The organism is Streptomyces sp. NPDC086080 (assembly GCF_044540255.1).
Lineage (GTDB): Bacteria > Actinomycetota > Actinomycetes > Streptomycetales > Streptomycetaceae > Streptomyces.
The window spans coordinates 86,747-102,471 of record NZ_JBITRU010000026.1; the positions used below are offsets into that span (position 1 = coordinate 86,747).

Below are 15,725 nucleotides of genomic sequence, written 5' to 3' on the forward strand. Positions count from 1 at the left end.
CCACTACCCAGAGTGAGGTGGCGTGAGACAAAAAGCCAGAGGAAGACCGAAATCTGTGGACAACAATTCGAGCATGCCCGGGTATTCGAACACGGAGAGTGAAAACGGAGCTGTCTGCTCCCCTCGAGCCTCCTTCTCTGCTCGCTCTACTCGTGCGACGGTTTCCGCTCTCCGGCCGGGAACCTGTGCTCGTTCCGCTCGATCTTCGCCGCCAGAGCGGCCAGCGGATCGACGCCGAGGACCTGGCACAGCTGGAGAAGATAGGCGAGGACGTCGGCGACCTCGTCGGTGACACGGTGCGCGCGCTCCGGGTCGTCCATGACGCGGGCGGACTCCTCGGGCGTCAGCCACTGGAAGATCTCCAGGAGTTCGGAGGCCTCCACGCTGAGCGCGGCGACGAGGTTCTTCGGGGTGTGGTACGGCTGCCAGTCGCGCGCTGCGGCGAACTCGGCGAGGCGGCGCTGGAGTCCGGCGAGTGCGAGGGGCTCGCGATCGGTGTCGTCGTCGTACGGATCAGTCACGGTCCAGGTGTACCACTGTCACCCCGGTCGTCCCGGTGGCCCAGGAGGCGTCGTTCACCGCGCCGACCAGGCGGATGTGCCCGCGCTCGCACATCCGCGCCGCCAGGCCGAGCAGTTCCGTGCGCTGCACCGGGTCGAGGCAGCGGTCCAGACCGTCGGCGAGGACCGTGAGGGTGCGCAGCGCGGCCGGGACCTCCCCGGGGACGTCGGTCTCCAGGACGCCGGGGCCGGTGAGCAGCACCAGGGCGAGGGCCGCGTACCTCAGCTCGCCGTCACCGAGCCGCCGCAGCTCGGTGCGGGTGCCGTCGCCCCGGTCGAGCAGGGCGCGGACCAGCCGGCCGGCGTCGTACGGCTCGGCGAGCAGGTCAAAGACCGGCCCGGCACAGCCGGCGCGCACCGCGTCCACGAGGAGGGCGTGCCGTCGTCCGCACTCGGTGCGGGTGCGCCACAGTACGTCGGCGAGGTTGTCGCAGCCGCCGAGCAGCCGGCCGGTGCCGGCGGGTACGGGCTCGCGCATCCGCTCGGGGCGGGGGTCGCAGGGGAATACCGAGCGCAGGGCGACCACCATCTGCTCGGCGGCGGCGAGCACGCTGCGCTGGCCGGGCGTCTTGCCGGCCACGCGCAGCGGGAGCAGTGCGGTACCGAGCCGGTCGTCCGGCAGCGGGGCGCGCGTCACCGGTGCGGCCCCGGCCGTGTGCCAGGCGGCCTGTACGGTGCGGCGGCCCGGGTCGCGCAGGGCGGTCTGCAGCAGGACCTGCCCGCCCGCCGTCAGCCGCTCGCCCACGATGCGCAGCTCGGGTTCGGCCTGTACGGCGATCTCCAGCCGCACCGGTCCCTCCGGGCCGTCCGCCGTGCAGCCGATGCGAAAACCACGGCGGCGCTGCGCGTCGGCACGGGCCCGCTCCGGCACACAGGCGCCGGGTTCCGGAAACGCCTCGCCCAGTTCGGCCCCGCCACCGAGCCGGGCCAGCGCCTCGTACGCCCGCAGCACACTGCTCTTGCCGCTCCCGCTGCGCCCGGCGATCAGCGTGAGCGCCCCAAGGGGAAGCGCGACGCCACGGTGCCCGGCGAACGCGGACAGCAGCAGCTCGGTGACCCGCGGCAGAGCGGGGCGCCGCGCTGCCCCGCCGGGCGGGTCGGCGGGCGTGGAACGCGGACCGCCCCCGGCCCGACCGGGTCCCGCACCGACGCCTTTGCCCAGGACGGGCGACGCGACCGGCTCCGGGATCGGGGCCAGGCCCGAGGCCGAGGCCGAGGTCGAGGCCGGGCCCGAGCCCGGAGCCGGGCCCGAGGTCGAGGCCGGGGCCGGGGCCGGGGCCGAGGTCGGAGCCGGGGCCGGGGCCGGGGCCGAGGTCGGGGCCGAGGTCGGAGCCGGGGCCGGGGCCGGGGCCGAGGTCGGAGCCGAGGTCGGAGCCGGGGCCGGGGCCGGGGCCGAGGTCGGAGCCGAGGTCGGAGCCGGGGCCGGGGCCGGGGCCGAGGTCGGAGCCGGGGCCGGGGCCGGGGCCGAGGTCGGGGCCGAGGTCGGAGCCGGGGCCGGGGTCGGGGCCGAGGTCGGAGCCGGGGCCGGGGTCGGGGCCGAGGTCGGAGCCGGGGCCGGGGCCGGGCCCGAGGTCGGAGCCGGGCCCGAGGTCGAGGCCGGGGCCGGGCCCGAGGTCGGAGCCGGGGCCGAGGTCTGGGTGGGGGCTGCGGGCGGGATCTGGGCCGGGGGCGGAATCCGGTGCGGGGGCGAAAGGGTGGGCGGTCGGGGTGTGCCTGGGCGGGGGCGGGGGTGTGGGGTCATGTGCGGGACCGTAGGGGATGCGGTGCGGGGCGAACCGTTCCGCTGGGTGGGCCTTCCTACGATCGGGCGGCGCGGGCTCAGCCGCCGCTCGCGCCCCCGGCACCGTACGCGCCCCCGGGCGGCGGGCGGCCCGGCCCCGGTGTGCCCTCGGTCGTCGGTCCGCTCAGATCCCCGGGAGCCCCATTCCCTCCATCAGCCCCGTGACCTCCGTCCCGGACGGGGTCAGCAGGAACACGTTGCGGTCCACCCGGTGCATTCCGCTGGCCAGGCCGAAGACGACGCCCGTGCTGAAGTCCAGGATGCGTTTGGCGACATCGGGTTCCGCACTGCTCAGGTCGAGCAGCACCGGTATCCCGGACATCAGGGTCTCGGCGACGTCGCGGGCGTCCGCGAACACGTTGACGCGCAGGACGACGAAGCGGCGCCGCGCCTCCGTCTCGGCCTCGGGCAGGGCGCGATGGCCCACCGCGGACGGCCACGCGTCGCGGCCCCGCAGCGGAACGACCTGGGCGAGCCCTTCCCACTGTTCGTCGGTGACATCGTGGCTGCTCACCGGCATGCTCCGTCCCCTGTCGCACTGGCTGTCTGCATCGGGCAATTCTTACCCATGGTCACCCGTTCGGCCCAATAACGACACGCTCCGCCATCGCACGGCCCGCCTGCCACGACGTTTGCCCGGGGCGCCCACGCGTACACCCGGCGGGGCGTGGGTCCCGGGCGACAACTGGAGCCGTGCGCACGGGAACGTGGAGGCCGGCGGGGCGTGGGCCGGGCGCGTCACACCGCCGCGTGCCGCCGCCACGCGTTCGACGGCGGCGGCCACGGGACCGTCCACCGCGCCGAGTTGCCGACCCCGGCCTCCCACCGGTCCGGCCGGCCCGCGGGCCGCCTCCCGCGGAACGTGCAAGGCGTTGACCGGCGTCCCGAGGGCCGATTGCATGGGCGTATGGCCGGTGAAGTGGATGGTGTCGTGGGGCCCGTTGTCGCCTTCGAGACACAGGGGGACTGGGAAGCCTGGCTGGAAGAGCATCAGGGTGACGACGGCGGGGTGTGGCTGAGGATTGCGAAGAAGGGCTCCGGGATCGTGGGTGTCGACTACGCCACCGCGCTGGAGTCCGCGCTGTGCTACGGCTGGATCGACGGCCACAAGAAGGGGCTGGACGACACGTACTGGATCCAGCGTTTCACTCCGCGCCGCCCGCGCAGCAGATGGTCGGCGGTCAACCGGAAGAAGGCTCTCGACCTCATCGAACAGGGACGGATGCGGCCGTCCGGCCTGCGGGAGGTGGAGCGGGCGCGGGCGGACGGCCGCTGGGAGGCCGCGTACGCGAGCCAGAGCACGGCGGCCGTCCCCGACGATCTGCGGGCTGCGCTGGACGCGGCCCCCGGCGCCGCGGAGTTCTTCGGCACCCTCGACAGCCGCAACCGCTACGCGATCCTCCACCGGGTCGAGGAGGCCAAACGGCCGCAGACCCGCGCGGCCCGGATCGAGAAGTTCGTCGCCATGCTCGCCGAGGGAAAGAAGCTCCACCCATAGCCGGACCGGACCGCCGTGGGCCCACGCCCACGCCTACGCCCACGCCCCCACCCACGCGGCCGGACCCGCGGATCAGCCCGCCGTGACCGTCTCCGCCGCCGCCACACCGCAGACGCGTGCCGCGCCGTGGGTGGCGATGTGCAGGGCTCCGCGTGGGGCGGACTGCGGTACGCCCATCTCCACCACCACGGTGTCCGGGTCGGCGGTCAGCAGGGTGTCCAGGGCCGTGCGCATCCAGGGGTGCCGGTGCTCGTCGCGGACCACGGCGACGACGCGCCGGCCCGCCGCCGCCCTCAGGGCCGCGTCACCGGCGTCGGGACCGGTGAAGTGGCCGGTGATGGTGCCCGGCAGCAGCCGCTCCAGCTCCGCGCCGACGCCCCACGGGGTCTCGTCGCCCACGGCGATGTTCGGGGCCGGGTTGAAGGTGGCGACGTACACCGGCCCGGTGACCGGCGAGGAGCCGGCGGCGCGGGTGACGGTCACCGCCCGGCGGGCCGCCGTAAGACCGATCTCCGGCTCGGGGTCGACCGCGGCCGCCGGGGAGCGCCGTACCGAGGCGGTCCATTCGGCCAGGGCACGCACCCGGGCGGCGGCGTCGGCGAGCCGTTCCTCCGGGAGTTCGCCGGAGCGTACGGCGCGCACCAGCGCGTCCCGGAGGCTCTGCACCGTGCCCTCGTCGCACAGCCCGCCGCCCACGCAGATCGCGTCGGCGCCGGCGGCGATGGCGAGGACGACCCCGTGTTCGAGACCGTACGTACCGGAGATGGCGCGCATCTCCATGCCGTCGGTGACGATCAGACCCTCATAGCCGAGTTCGCCGCGCAGCAGGTCGGTGAGGATGCGCCGGGAGAGCGTGGCCGGACGGTCCGGGTCGAGGACGGGTACCCGGATGTGGGCGCTCATGACGGCCCGGGTGCCGGCCGCGATCGCCGCCCGGAACGGCTGGAGTTCGCGCTCGTGCAGCGTGGTGGCGTCGAGGTCGATCTGCGGGAGCGCGTGGTGGGAGTCGACGCTGGTGTCGCCGTGGCCGGGGAAGTGCTTGGTGCAGGCGGCGACGCCGGTGGACTGCAACCCTTCCACGTACGCGGCGGTGTGCCGGGCGACCAGGGCGGTGTCCCGGCCGAAGGAGCGGACGCCGATCACCGGGTTGTCCGGGTCGGCGTTGACGTCGGCGGACGGCGCCCAGTTGAAGTTGACGCCGCACGCGGCGAGCCTGCGGCCGAGTTCGCGGGCGACACCGCGGGTCAGGCCGGTGTCGTCGACCGCGCCCAGGGCGTGGCTGCCGGGGAAGGAGGAGCCGGTGCGTACCTCCAGGCGGGTGACGTCGCCGCTCTCCTCGTCGATGGCCACCAGCAGGTCGTCCCGCTCGGCCCGCAACTGCGCGGTGAGGGCGGTGACCTGCTCGGCGGTGGTGACGTTACGGCCGAAGAGGGCGACGGAGGCGAGGCCCTCGCCCAGTCGGCGGCGCACCCAGTCGGGCGCGGTGGTGCCGTCGAAGCCCGGCTGCAGTACGGCCAGCGCGTCCCGGGTCAGAGTGTCGGTGCCGGTGGTGAATGTCGTCATCGGGTGGCGTTATCCCTTCACGGCGCCCGCGGTGAGGCCGCTGACGGCCTTGCGCTGCAGGAAGACGAAGAGGATCAGGATCGGGATGGCGAAGAGCGACGAGGCGGCCATGGTGGCGCCCCAGTCGTTGCCGAACTGGCTCTGGAAGCTGGACAGCCACAGCGGCAGGGTCTGGGACTCGGCATCCTTGTTGAGCACCAGGACCAGGGCGAACTCATTCCAGGCAGTGATGAATCCGAACAGCGAGGTGGCCATCAGGCCGGGGGCGAGCAGCGGCAGGATGACCCGGCGGAACGCCTGGGAGCGGGTGCAGCCGTCGACCATCGCGGACTCCTCCAGTTCCTTCGGCACTGCGGCGACGAAGCCGCGCAGCGTCAGGATGGTGAAGGGCAGGATCATCATCATGTAGAAGAGCGTCAGCGGGACCAGGCTGTTCAGCATGGACGCGTCCCGCACGATCATGTACATCGCGATGATCATGACTTCCCAGGGCGCCATCTGGGCCAGCATGAAGCCGATGACGAAGCCGCGCCGTCCCTTGAACCGCATCCGCGCGAGGGCGAAGGAACCGGCCAGCGCGATGATCATCGAGAAAACGACGGCGAGGACGGTGACGGTCAGCGAGTTGGTGACGTAGGTCCAGAAGTGGTCGACGTCGGTCGCCGTCCCGAAGTGCTCGAAGGTGATGTCGGTGGGGAACCAGACCGGGTCCTGCGAGATGATGTCGCCGGTCGGCTTGAAGGCCGTGGTGAACATCCAGTACACGGGGAAGACGAAGCCGATGAACAGGACGACGGCCGTGACGTTGGGCCACAGGCGGCCGAAGAGCGAGCGCTTCACAGCTCGTCCTCCTCTTGCTTGAGCACGATCCTGAGGTAGTAGGCGGTCAGCGCGAGCAGGATCAGGATGGTCAGGACGGCGATGGCCGCGCCCATGCCGTAGTGCTGGTTGCCGACGCCCTCGACGTAGGCGTAGACCGGCAGGATCTCGGTGAGCCGGTCGGGGCCGCCCTCGTTGATGAGGTAGACCTGCACGAACGCCTTGAAGACCCAGATGACCTCCAGGAACGTCGTGGCGTAGAGGAACGGCCGCAGGAACGGCAGGGTGACCGTGGTGAAGCTCCGCCAGGCGCCGGCGCCGTCGAGGGACGCGGCCTCGTAGAGCTCCTTGGGGATCGTGGTGGTCGCCGCGTAGAGGTTGATCGCGACGAACGGGATGGACATCCACACGATCAGCACGGTGACGACGAAGAACGTCGACATCTGGCTGCTGGTCCAGCTGTAGTCGGCCATGGAGTGCCAGCCGAGCTTGTCCAGGACCCAGTTGACGACGCCGAAGCGCTGCGCGAACAGCCACTGGTAGACGGTGGTGGCGGCCACGATCGGCATGGCCCACGCCAGCACCAGGCCGAGCATCAGCGTGAACCGCATCCACTTGCCGAGCCGGGCGAGCAGCAGGCCGACCAGCGCGCCCAGCACCATGATCAGAACCACGTTGGCCGCGGTGAACAGAATGGAGCGGAGGGTGACCCGCCAGAAGTCCTCGCTGGTGAGGGCCGCCCGGTAGTTGTCGACACCGTTCCATTCGGTGACGCGCTGGATCAACTGCCCCATGTTGAGGTTCTGAAAGGACAGCAGTACATCCTTCAGCAGCGGCCAGCCGAGCAGCAGCACGGAGGCCACGCAGGCGGGCAGCAGCAACAGGTACGGGGCGAGAGCGCCGGCGCGCGACGCCGCTCTCGGTGTCCGCCCGCCGGGTCCCCCGTCGTCCGCCTTGCGGACGTCCGCCGGGCCGGAGGGCGGCCGTTCGGTCTGCACGGTCATGCTCGCGATCTCTCTTCTCGACATACTCGACGCCGGGGCGAGGGCCGGCGAGTGGCCGGCCCCCGCCCGCTCCGTGCGCTCGCCGCGCCTACTGCTGCTGCGAGAGGCGCTTGTTGAACTCGCCCTCGACCTGCGCCGCGGCCTGGGCCGGGGACTTGCCGTTCAGCACGGCGGTCAGGTACGTCTTGATCGGGTTGGGCGCGTTCTCCACCGCGGCCCACTCCGGGATCAGCGGGGTGGTGCCACCGACGGCGGCGGCCGGTGCGGCGGCCTCGGCGGGGGCGTTGCCCTTCAGGTTGCTCTGCAGCGACTCCTTGTTGGGGATGACGCCGTTGAGCTTGGCCAACTGGCCCTCGAACTTGTCGGAGAGGGCGAGCTTCAGGAACTCCTTGGCGAGCTCCTGCTTCTTGCTGCCCGCGGCGACCGCGAGGTTGGAGCCGCCGAGGAAGACACCTTCGGGCTTGTCGGCCGTGGCACCGGGGATGGTGAAGTAGCCGATGTCCTTCTCGATCTTCGGGTTGGCCTCGATCGCGATGCCGGCTTCCCAGCCCATGCCGATGAACGCGCCGACCTTGCCGTCGGCGAAGACCTCGCCCTGCTGCGGGGTGGCCTCGTCCTTGTCCTTGGGCGCCTTGGACAGCGCCTGGAACTTCTTGTACGTCTCCGCGGCGGCGGCGACCTTCGGGTCGTCGAGGTTGGAGACGTACTTGTCGCCGTCCTTCTTGACCAGCTCGCCGCCCTCGCCGATCACCAGGCCGACGAAGTGGTACCAGTTCTGGCCCGGCAGGTAGATCGGCTCGGCGTCGGTCCTGTCACCGATCGTCTTGAGCGCGGCGTAGAACTCGTCGCGGGTCTTGGGGGTGTCCTTGAGGCCGGCGTCCGCCCAGACCTTCTTGTTGTAGAGGACGACCCGGTTGGCGAAGTACCAGGGCGCCGCGTACTGCTTGCCCTCGAAGACGGACGACTCGTTGAGGGACTCGGTCCACTCGCCACCGATCTCGGACTTGAGGTCAGCGAGGTCGGCGAGGCCGCCGGTCTTGGCGTAGGCCGGGGTCTGGGTGTTGCCGATCTCGAAGACGTCCGGCGGGTTCTCCTCGGACAGCGAGGTGGTCAGCTTCTGCTGGATGCCGTTCCACTGCTGGACCTCGAACGTGACCTTCGCCTTGGTCTTCTTCTCGAACTCCGTGGCGAGGTCCTTCTGCCACTGGTCCGGCGACGAGCCGTCCATCACCCACACGGTGAGCGTCTCACCGGCATAACCGTCCGCGCCGGCCTTCTTGTCGCCGCCACCGTCGTCGCCGCCGCACGCAGCGACGGAGAACAGCATGCCCGCGACCCCGATCGCGGCTATCAGCTTGCGCTTCACGCGCCACCCCTCCTCAGGAATGCCTTCCACACCCACGCCCTCGGCAGTGACCCCCACAACGGCGCAACAGCTCGGCGGGCTGGGACCCGGCTTCCTCTAAATGGTTTAGACCAGCAAGGGGGAGCTTGGCCTAGACCTATGGCCCTGTCAAGGGTCATGGACTCACGCCCGAGTAACGGCTCGGACACTCCCGAACGGCGGCAGAACTCACCCCAAACAGGGACGCCTCGAGGGTTGGACTAGACCAAAGCGAGAACGCACCGTTATAACGGGATCGCCGAGCGTGCGGCGCCGAACCCGGCCGTCCGCCGACGTGCACCGCGGCCGGCACCTGCCGTCCGCGCGCCGGACACCGCAGCCGGAAGGCAGGTCATGAGCACGGACGTCAGCAGCGCCCAGGCCCGAACGGGAGCGCCGGGCCGTACCGGTCGCGTTCCGAAGTACTACCGCATCAAGCAGCGGTTACTGCAGATGACCGACGAGCGCGCGCCCGGCGCCCCGATGCCGGCCGAGCGCCTGCTCGCCGTCGAGTTCCGCACCTCCCGCACCACGATCCGCAAGGCCCTGCAGGAACTGGTGAGCGAGGGGCGGCTGGACCGGATCCAGGGAAAAGGCACGTTCGTCGCCCGCCCGAAGGTCTACCGGACACTCCAGCTGACCTCCTACACCGAGGACATGCGGGCCCAGGGACTCCATCCCACCTCCCAGGTGCTGGAGATCGGCTACGTCGCCGCCGACGAGGAGTTGGCGGCCCTGCTGGAGGTGGAGCCGGAGGACCGGGTGCTGCGGATCGAGCGGCTGCGGCTGGCAGGCGGTGAGCCGATGGCGATCGAGGCGACCCATCTGTCCGCCCGGCGATTCCCCCAGCTGCGCCGCAACCTCTCCCGCTACACCTCGCTCTACACCACCCTCGCCGAGGTGTACGGGGTGCGGCCGGCGGAGGCCGACGAGACGATCGAGACCTCGCCGGCGACCCCGCGCGAGGCCGGACTGCTCGGTACCGACGTGGGGCTGCCGATGCTGCTGCTGTCCCGCCACTCGCGGGACGAGATGGGCACGCCGGTGGAGTGGGTCCGCTCGGTGTACCGCGGCTCGCGCTACAAGTTCACGGCGACCCTGACCCGCCCGGGGCCCTGACCCGGCGGTTTTTATTCAACTTCCTTTATATGAAAGAGAGTTGGGAAACACCTTTCTTGACAGGGCACATTGGTCCAGTCCACCATCCCAGTGGTCTGAACCATTCGCGGCGCACGCTTCCCGCGTCCCGCCGCGTGCACAGCCCCGCACGGAGGTCCCGCATGGCCGAGAGCAGCCGCCCGCGACTGCCACGGTGGGGGCACTCCGTCCTCCGGCCCGGCTCTGGGGGGACGACGGCGCCGGACCGGGGGCGGGCATGCCTCACCGTCCCGGTCGGCGACATCGATGTCAGCACCACCAACACCCCCACACCGGCCGCGCCGCCGCCGGCCACCACGGCCGGGGTACCGCCGGACCGTACGGGGACCGTGTAGTACCGGCCGGTCACCGGCTCCCTCGTCCCGCCCTTTCCCTTCCTGTTTCTTCCTCCTGCTCCTTCCTTCTGTTCCTTCCTTCTGTCCGCATGCCGTGAGCGATCCAGAGTTCCGGAGTACCGCATGACGACGCACCACCGCTTCTTACACCGCGCCGCCTCCGAACGCCCCTACTTCAGTGCCGACGGTGAGACCTACCTCGCCGAGACGCAGTTGAGGCATCTGAGGAAGGACCTGCCGCTGCGGGTGCTCTCCGAGGAGCAGTTCGCGTCCTGGCAGAGTCACGGTTACGTGGTGGTCCCGGAGGCGATCTCCCCCGACGCGGCCAAGCTGCTGCTGGAGTTCGCCTGGGAGTTCCAGGGCCTCGACCCCCAGCGCCCCGAGACCTGGTACCAGGAGCGCACCTTCCGTTCGGACCTCGACCGGGACCTGTTCGTCTACGGCTTCGTCGAGGCGTACCACCACCAGCTGATCTGGGACAGCCGACAGACCCGGCGGATCCACGACGCCTTCGTGGACGTCTGGGACTGCGAGGAACTGTGGGTCACCCTGGACCGCCTCAACCTCAATCCGCCCAATGTGCGCAACCGTTCGCGCTCCCTGATCGACCCCACCGACGAGGGCTTCGACATCGAGCTGCACTGGGACGTGGACACCACGGCGAGCGTGCCGCCGCAGCGGGTGCAGGGCGTCATCGCGCTCACCGACACGGAACCCGACCAGGGGGGTTTCCAGTGCTCACCGGAGCTTTTCCGCCGGTTCGAGGAGTGGAGGCTCGGGCAGCCGGCCGGCCGTGACCCGATCCGGCCCGGGACCGACCGTACGGAGTTCCCGGTGGTCCGGCCCCAGCTGCGTGCCGGTGACCTGCTGATCTTCAACGGCATGCTGGCACACGGAGTGGCCGGCAACTCCTCCGCCGACGGGGTGCGGGCGGTGCAGTACCTGTCGATGATGCCCGCGCTGGAGGAGCACGAGGAACTGCGCCGCTCCCGGGTGGAGTCCTGGCGCACGCTCAGCACACCCGACTGGAACGCGACCCTGCTCGGCGACGCCACGAAGCACGAGTCCCTGCGCTACGGGCCCGCCGAACTCGACGGGCTGGGCCGTACGTTGCTGGGGCTCGACAGCTGGCACGAGCGGACACGATGAGGCGGGGGACCGACGTGCACCGGATATGTCTGGCGCTCCCGACCGACCGGGAGTGCTCCGCGACCATCACGGCCATCGGCGCCGAAGCCGCCTACGCCGCGGCGCACTTCGACGTCGAGGTGCGGCTGCTGATCCTCGACTCCTCCGACCCGGCGACCCGGGCGGGGCACGCCCGGACGGTCGCCGCGCTGCCCGGCGACCCGGGTGTCGTCGTGCACCATCTCGACGAGTCCGCACAACGGGAGTTCCTGCGGGGGGCGATCGAGCGGGCCGCGCTCCCGGAGCCGGAACGGATCCTCGGTCTCCTGCTCCCGGACGCGCTCTCCTACGGCGCCTGCACCAACCGGGCGTTCCTGATCGCGGCGGCGCTGGGCTGCCGTTCGGTGCACCGGCGCGATTCCGACTGCGCCTACCAGGTCTTCGGGGGCGAGCCCGTGTACCCCGTCCACCACGAGCTGACCTCCCTGGGCAAACGCGCCTTCGACGCCTTCTCCGGGGTGACGGAGGTGGCCCTCGACCCCGCGCTCGCCCACCGCCCCGTCTCGATGGTGGGTGCCTCCTTCATCGGGGAACTCTCCGTCGACGTCGGCGGGATCCGCGAGCTCGACAAGGACGCGTACGACGAGGTCGTCGGACTCTGGGCGCCCGGCCACTGGTCCGCCGAGCAGCGGCGGGAGCTGGCCGAGGAGTCCTTCAAGGGCGCCGGGCTGATGCCCTTCACCGGTGACCGCTCGACGCTGACACTGGTCGACCCGATGCGGGTCGACATGTCCAACATCGCGTTCGACCGGGACGTGTACGAGCGGCTGCCGCTGCCGCCGGCCACCGCGACCATCGGCAGCGACTACTTCCTCATCCACGCCGTGTACGACGCCGCCCTGCCCGGCGTCCTGCACAACCGGCACATCGAGAACTACTACACCGGGGAGCGCCGCACCCACGCCGGATTCCTGGCGTACCAGACCCGGTTCGTGAAGTTCCTGCTGTCGATGCTGTATTTCCACTACGTCTACGACCGGATGGCCGACGCGGGCACCTCGCTGCTGGACGACGAGGGCCGGCTCGACCCCGCGCCGTTCGCCGCGTTCCTCTCCGAGAGCGTGCGGCTGGACAGTGCGGAGAACGAGCGCCGGCTGGACACCGTGGCCGCGGTGTACGGCCGGCTCGGCGGGAGGTACGCCGAGTTCGCGCACGGCATGACGGCCGGCCGGGAGCGGCTGCTGGACGAGGCCGCGCTGGACACCGAGGAGTTCGTGCAGCTCATCGGCGTCTGGGAGGCGCTGGTGGACGCGAGCCGGGGCGCTCTGCGGTGAACGGGACCCTGCGCGCCGCGCTCGCGGCCGCGACCGAGGACGCGCTCGTCTACGACCTGGACGGGATCGCCGACCGGTACGACGCGCTGACCGGGGAACTGCCCGGCGTCGACGTGCGGTTCGCCATGAAGGCGTGCCCGGTGGAGGAGGTGCTGGCCCGTCTGGCGGGCCGGGGCGCCGGCTTCGACGCGGCGAGCCCCCAGGAGATCGTCCGGGCACTGGCGACGGATGTGCCCGCGCGACGCGTCCACTACGGCAACACGGTCAAGTCCGACCGGGACATCGCTCAGGCGTACGCACTCGGGGTGCGGGACTTCGCCACGGACAGCACGGAGGACGTGGCGGCCCTCGCCCAACACGCGCCGGGCTCCCGGATGTTCTGCCGGCTGGCGACCACGGGCGAGGGCGCGCTGTGGGGACTGAGCCGCAAGTTCGGGTGCTCGGCGGACGACGCCGTACGGGTGCTGGAGGCCGCCCGGGACGCGGGTCTCGTCCCCGCCGGTCTTTCGGTGCACGTCGGTTCGCAGCAGATGACCACCGAGGCATGGCAGCAGGCCTTCGCGGCCCTCGCCGAGGTGCTCAGCGCGCTGCACGGCCGCGGGATCGTGCCGGACCACGTCAATCTCGGCGGGGGTCTGCCCGCGCTCGGCTACGCCGACCGCCGGGGCGAGCGGCTGGACCCTCCGCTGGACAAGATCTTCGCCGTGCTGCGCGAGGGCATGGAACGGCTGGCGGAACTGTCCCCCCGTCCCCTGGACTTCGTCGTGGAACCGGGCCGCCATCTGGTCGCCGACCACGGCGCGATCAGGGCCCATGTCTCCCGGCTGACGTCCCGCCTTCAGCCCGACGGGAACCGTGAGCACTGGCTGTACCTGAGCTGCGGCAAGTTCAACGGGCTCTACGAGATGGACGGGGTGCGGTACCCGCTGGTCTTCCCGTCCCACCCGGACGTGACCGACGCCGCCTCGGTGCCGGTCGTCGTCGCGGGGCCCACCTGCGACAGCGACGACGCCTACGCCCACGAGTACCGCGGGGTGCGGGTGCCGAGGGGTGTCGCCTCGGGCGACCCGGTGTGGGTGCTGTCCGCCGGGGCGTACGCCGCCAGTTACATGACCGAGGGGTTCAACGGCTTCGGCCCGCTCCCCCGCGTCTGCGTCGGCGAGCGCGCCGCGGAGGTACGCGTCCGTGCCGTCACCGAGGAGGACTGGCCGCGGATGGTCGCCCTGGAGGCCGAGGTGTACGCGCCGGCCGCGCTGTCCGAGGGGGCCGAGGCGCTGCGCTCCCGGGGTCGCGCGTCCCCGGAGACGTGTTTCGTCCTGGAGCACGGCGGCCGCGTCGTGGGCTATGTACTCGCCCTGCCCTACCCGCGGTACCGCTACCCGGATCTCACCCGCCCGGAGGAGGAGACGTTCGACTCGCGCAATCTGCATCTGCACGACCTGGTGATCGCGGAGGGCCTCCGCGGCCGAGGGCTGGGCAGCAGGCTGCTGCGGCATCTCGGCACGGCCGCCGGGCGGTTGTCGTACGAGCGGATCTCGCTGATCGCCGTCGGCGGGACCGAGGGCTTCTGGGCCGGGCACGGCTTCCGGCCCGACCCGGGTGCCGAACTCCACGGGAGTTACGGCGACGGCGCCGTCTACCTGTCCCGCCCGGTCCCGTACCACCGCTCCGGCGGCTCTGGCTCTGAAGATCTGAAGAGGGGTCCTGACCACTGATGCTGCCCACCCCCGGCGATTTCCGCCGTGACCAGCTGGCCACGGCCGCGCTGTTCTGTTTCCTCGGCTTCCAGTACGCCACCTGGGCCTCCCGGCTGCCCGCGCTCAAATCCCGTTTCGGCCTGGGCGAAACGCAGCTGGGGCTGCTGCTGATGATCTGCGGTGTCGGGGCGGCGGTGTCCTTCCCCCTGGTCGCGCCGTTGATGCGGCGGCTGGGCTCACGCCTGCTGGCGGTGTGGTCCGCGGGAGTGCTGGTGGCGGTGCTGCCGGCGCTCGCCGCGGCCGGCGGCTACCCGCTCGCCCTGGCGGTGATCTTCGTCGACGGTGTGGCCGTCGGCTGTCTGAACGTCGCCATGAACGCGCGGGGCGCCGCCCTCGAGGAGCACTACGGCCGGGCCGCGATGGCCCAGTTGCACGCGATGTTCAGCGCCGGGGCGTTCGGCGGCGCGCTGCTCGCCTCGGGGACGAACGCCGTCACCCACTCCGTCACCGCGCACTTCGCGGTGGCGGCGGTGCTGCTGGTCCTGCTGCTGGCCGCCTCCAGACCCCGGGTCCTCGCCGAGAGCTCGGCTCCCCCGCCCGGCGACCGGCCCGCCAAGACCAACGGGGCGGGCCTCAGAAGCCTGACCGGAGCCTCCCGCACGGCTCTCTGGCTGGGCTGCGCCATGGTGTTCGGCACGGTCACCGAGGGTGCCATGAACGACTGGTCCGCGCTCTACCTCACCGAGGAGACCGGGGCGTCGGGGCGGCTGGCGCCGCTGGGCATCGCCTTCTTCTCGGTGATGATGGTGGTGGCCCGTCTGCTGGGCGACGGCTGGCGGAGCCGGTGGGGCGACGCGCTCCTGGTCCGGGCGGGCAGCGTACTGGCGGGCACCGGGCTCTCTCTCGCCCTGCTGACCGGCGGCACCTGGCCGGCGCTCATCGGCTTCGCGTGCGCCGGCCTGGGCATGGCGGCGGTCACCCCATGCCTCTACGTGGCCGCCGCGGCCGAGGGCCCGGGCGCCCTGGCCCTGGTCGCCGCCCTGGGCACCACCGGCCTTCTCGCGGGCCCGGCGCTCATCGGCTTCGTCGCCGGTCACACCGACCTGACCGTCGCCATGGCGGTGGTCGCGGCCTCCGCGGTACTGGTTGCGGTGTGCTCGAGCCGGGTCACCTGGAAGGAACGGGACGGCGGGGCCGGGGCCGAAACCGAGACGGTGGCGCACTGAACGCCGCGGGGGCCCCGCACGGTGCGGGACAGCGGGGCCAGGGCCGAAACCGAGACGGTGGCGCACTGAACGCCGCGGGGGCCCCGCACGGTGCGGGGACCCCAAAGCCACACCGTCACGGCACACACAGCAGGCTGTCCGTCTCCCGGCGCGGGTGCGCCCGGCGGTCGGGGTCGCCGGGGCCGCGGCACTCCGGCGAGCAGGACGACCAGCAGTCCGGCGAGGGGACCGCGGGCGGG

The 15,725-nt window shown here is 71.8% G+C and carries 14 protein-coding genes and 1 pseudogene; 8 read left to right on the plus strand and 7 right to left on the minus strand.

The features are described from left to right. Positions 1-146: 146 nt before the first annotated feature. The 3 genes from ACIF9R_RS26960 to ACIF9R_RS26970 form a co-directional block, all read right to left on the minus strand. Positions 147-521 (minus strand): nucleotide pyrophosphohydrolase, encoded by a 375-nt coding sequence (locus ACIF9R_RS26960; RefSeq protein ID WP_399984953.1) that lies wholly within the window; start codon positions 519-521, stop codon positions 147-149. After that, complete coding sequence (locus tag ACIF9R_RS26965; protein ID WP_399984996.1) at positions 514-1,722, minus strand: ATP-binding protein; 1,209 nt, start codon at positions 1,720-1,722, stop codon at positions 514-516. The genes ACIF9R_RS26960 and ACIF9R_RS26965 overlap by 8 nt, the downstream gene beginning before the upstream one ends. A gap of 742 nt (positions 1,723-2,464) precedes the next feature. Then, positions 2,465-2,860, minus strand: coding sequence for a cell division protein SepF (locus ACIF9R_RS26970; protein WP_399984954.1), 396 nt, complete (start codon positions 2,858-2,860; stop codon positions 2,465-2,467). Positions 2,861-3,247: 387 nt separating this feature from the next. On the opposite strand from ACIF9R_RS26970, the gene ACIF9R_RS26975 reads away from it, so the two are divergent. Continuing rightward, complete coding sequence (locus ACIF9R_RS26975) at positions 3,248-3,838, plus strand: YdeI family protein (protein WP_399984955.1); 591 nt, start codon at positions 3,248-3,250, stop codon at positions 3,836-3,838. A 72-nt stretch (positions 3,839-3,910) separates the two neighbouring features. Here ACIF9R_RS26975 and ACIF9R_RS26980 read toward each other — a convergent pair whose 3' ends face one another. From ACIF9R_RS26980 to ACIF9R_RS26995, 4 genes are all read right to left on the minus strand, one after another. Continuing rightward, positions 3,911-5,401: a glycoside hydrolase family 3 protein gene (locus ACIF9R_RS26980; RefSeq protein ID WP_399984956.1), complete on the minus strand. Its 1,491-nt coding sequence runs from the start codon at positions 5,399-5,401 to the stop codon at positions 3,911-3,913. A 9-nt stretch (positions 5,402-5,410) separates the two neighbouring features. Further along, the gene (locus tag ACIF9R_RS26985; RefSeq protein ID WP_399984957.1) at positions 5,411-6,241 is read right to left on the minus strand and encodes a carbohydrate ABC transporter permease; all 831 of its coding nucleotides are present in this window, start codon (positions 6,239-6,241) and stop codon (positions 5,411-5,413) included. Beyond that, the gene (locus ACIF9R_RS26990) at positions 6,238-7,224 is read right to left on the minus strand and encodes a carbohydrate ABC transporter permease (RefSeq protein WP_399984958.1); all 987 of its coding nucleotides are present in this window, start codon (positions 7,222-7,224) and stop codon (positions 6,238-6,240) included. The genes ACIF9R_RS26985 and ACIF9R_RS26990 overlap by 4 nt, the downstream gene beginning before the upstream one ends. 88 nt (positions 7,225-7,312) lie before the next feature. Beyond that, positions 7,313-8,590: an extracellular solute-binding protein gene (locus ACIF9R_RS26995; RefSeq protein WP_399984959.1), complete on the minus strand. Its 1,278-nt coding sequence runs from the start codon at positions 8,588-8,590 to the stop codon at positions 7,313-7,315. Between the two features lie 372 nt (positions 8,591-8,962). On the opposite strand from ACIF9R_RS26995, the gene ACIF9R_RS27000 reads away from it, so the two are divergent. The 7 genes and pseudogenes from ACIF9R_RS27000 to ACIF9R_RS27030 all read left to right on the plus strand — a co-directional run bounded on the left by ACIF9R_RS27000 (position 8,963) and on the right by ACIF9R_RS27030 (position 15,486). Further along, the gene (locus ACIF9R_RS27000) at positions 8,963-9,727 is read left to right on the plus strand and encodes a GntR family transcriptional regulator (RefSeq protein WP_399984960.1); all 765 of its coding nucleotides are present in this window, start codon (positions 8,963-8,965) and stop codon (positions 9,725-9,727) included. 161 nt (positions 9,728-9,888) lie between these two features. Continuing rightward, the gene (locus ACIF9R_RS27005) at positions 9,889-10,101 is read left to right on the plus strand and encodes a hypothetical protein (RefSeq protein ID WP_399984961.1); all 213 of its coding nucleotides are present in this window, start codon (positions 9,889-9,891) and stop codon (positions 10,099-10,101) included. A gap of 123 nt (positions 10,102-10,224) precedes the next feature. Beyond that, positions 10,225-11,250 (plus strand): phytanoyl-CoA dioxygenase family protein, encoded by a 1,026-nt coding sequence (locus tag ACIF9R_RS27010; protein WP_399984962.1) that lies wholly within the window; start codon positions 10,225-10,227, stop codon positions 11,248-11,250. Continuing rightward, the gene (locus ACIF9R_RS27015) at positions 11,247-12,563 is read left to right on the plus strand and encodes a DUF6271 family protein (protein WP_399984963.1); all 1,317 of its coding nucleotides are present in this window, start codon (positions 11,247-11,249) and stop codon (positions 12,561-12,563) included. The genes ACIF9R_RS27010 and ACIF9R_RS27015 overlap by 4 nt, the downstream gene beginning before the upstream one ends. Continuing rightward, a pseudogene (locus ACIF9R_RS27020) lies at positions 12,521-13,723 on the plus strand (type III PLP-dependent enzyme); the annotation flags it as partial. The gene ACIF9R_RS27015 and the pseudogene ACIF9R_RS27020, both read left to right, overlap by 43 nt. Before the next feature lie 54 nt (positions 13,724-13,777). Then, entirely contained in the window at positions 13,778-14,278 is a 501-nt protein-coding gene (locus ACIF9R_RS27025) for a GNAT family N-acetyltransferase (RefSeq protein ID WP_399984997.1), read from the plus strand. Further along, a complete protein-coding gene (locus tag ACIF9R_RS27030; protein ID WP_399984964.1) occupies positions 14,278-15,486 on the plus strand; it encodes an MFS transporter in 1,209 nt (402 codons plus the stop codon). Before ACIF9R_RS27025 ends, ACIF9R_RS27030 begins: the two co-directional genes overlap by 1 nt. The last annotated feature ends 239 nt before the right edge of the window (positions 15,487-15,725 follow it).

Bases quoted from the DNA above. Each gene is read 5' to 3' on its own strand.
- ACIF9R_RS26970 (WP_399984954.1), bottom strand. From the start codon at position 2,860: ATGCCGGTGAGCAGCCACGATGTCACCGACGAACAGTGGGAAGGGCTC.
- ACIF9R_RS26975 (WP_399984955.1), top strand. From the start codon at position 3,248: ATGGCCGGTGAAGTGGATGGTGTCGTGGGGCCCGTTGTCGCCTTCGAG.
- ACIF9R_RS26980 (WP_399984956.1), bottom strand. From the start codon at position 5,401: ATGACGACATTCACCACCGGCACCGACACTCTGACCCGGGACGCGCTG.
- ACIF9R_RS26990 (WP_399984958.1), bottom strand. From the start codon at position 7,224: ATGACCGTGCAGACCGAACGGCCGCCCTCCGGCCCGGCGGACGTCCGC.
- ACIF9R_RS27000 (WP_399984960.1), top strand. From the start codon at position 8,963: ATGAGCACGGACGTCAGCAGCGCCCAGGCCCGAACGGGAGCGCCGGGC.
- ACIF9R_RS27005 (WP_399984961.1), top strand. From the start codon at position 9,889: ATGGCCGAGAGCAGCCGCCCGCGACTGCCACGGTGGGGGCACTCCGTC.
- ACIF9R_RS27010 (WP_399984962.1), top strand. From the start codon at position 10,225: ATGACGACGCACCACCGCTTCTTACACCGCGCCGCCTCCGAACGCCCC.
- ACIF9R_RS27015 (WP_399984963.1), top strand. From the start codon at position 11,247: ATGAGGCGGGGGACCGACGTGCACCGGATATGTCTGGCGCTCCCGACC.
- ACIF9R_RS27025 (WP_399984997.1), top strand. From the start codon at position 13,778: ATGGTCGCCCTGGAGGCCGAGGTGTACGCGCCGGCCGCGCTGTCCGAG.
- ACIF9R_RS27030 (WP_399984964.1), top strand. From the start codon at position 14,278: ATGCTGCCCACCCCCGGCGATTTCCGCCGTGACCAGCTGGCCACGGCC.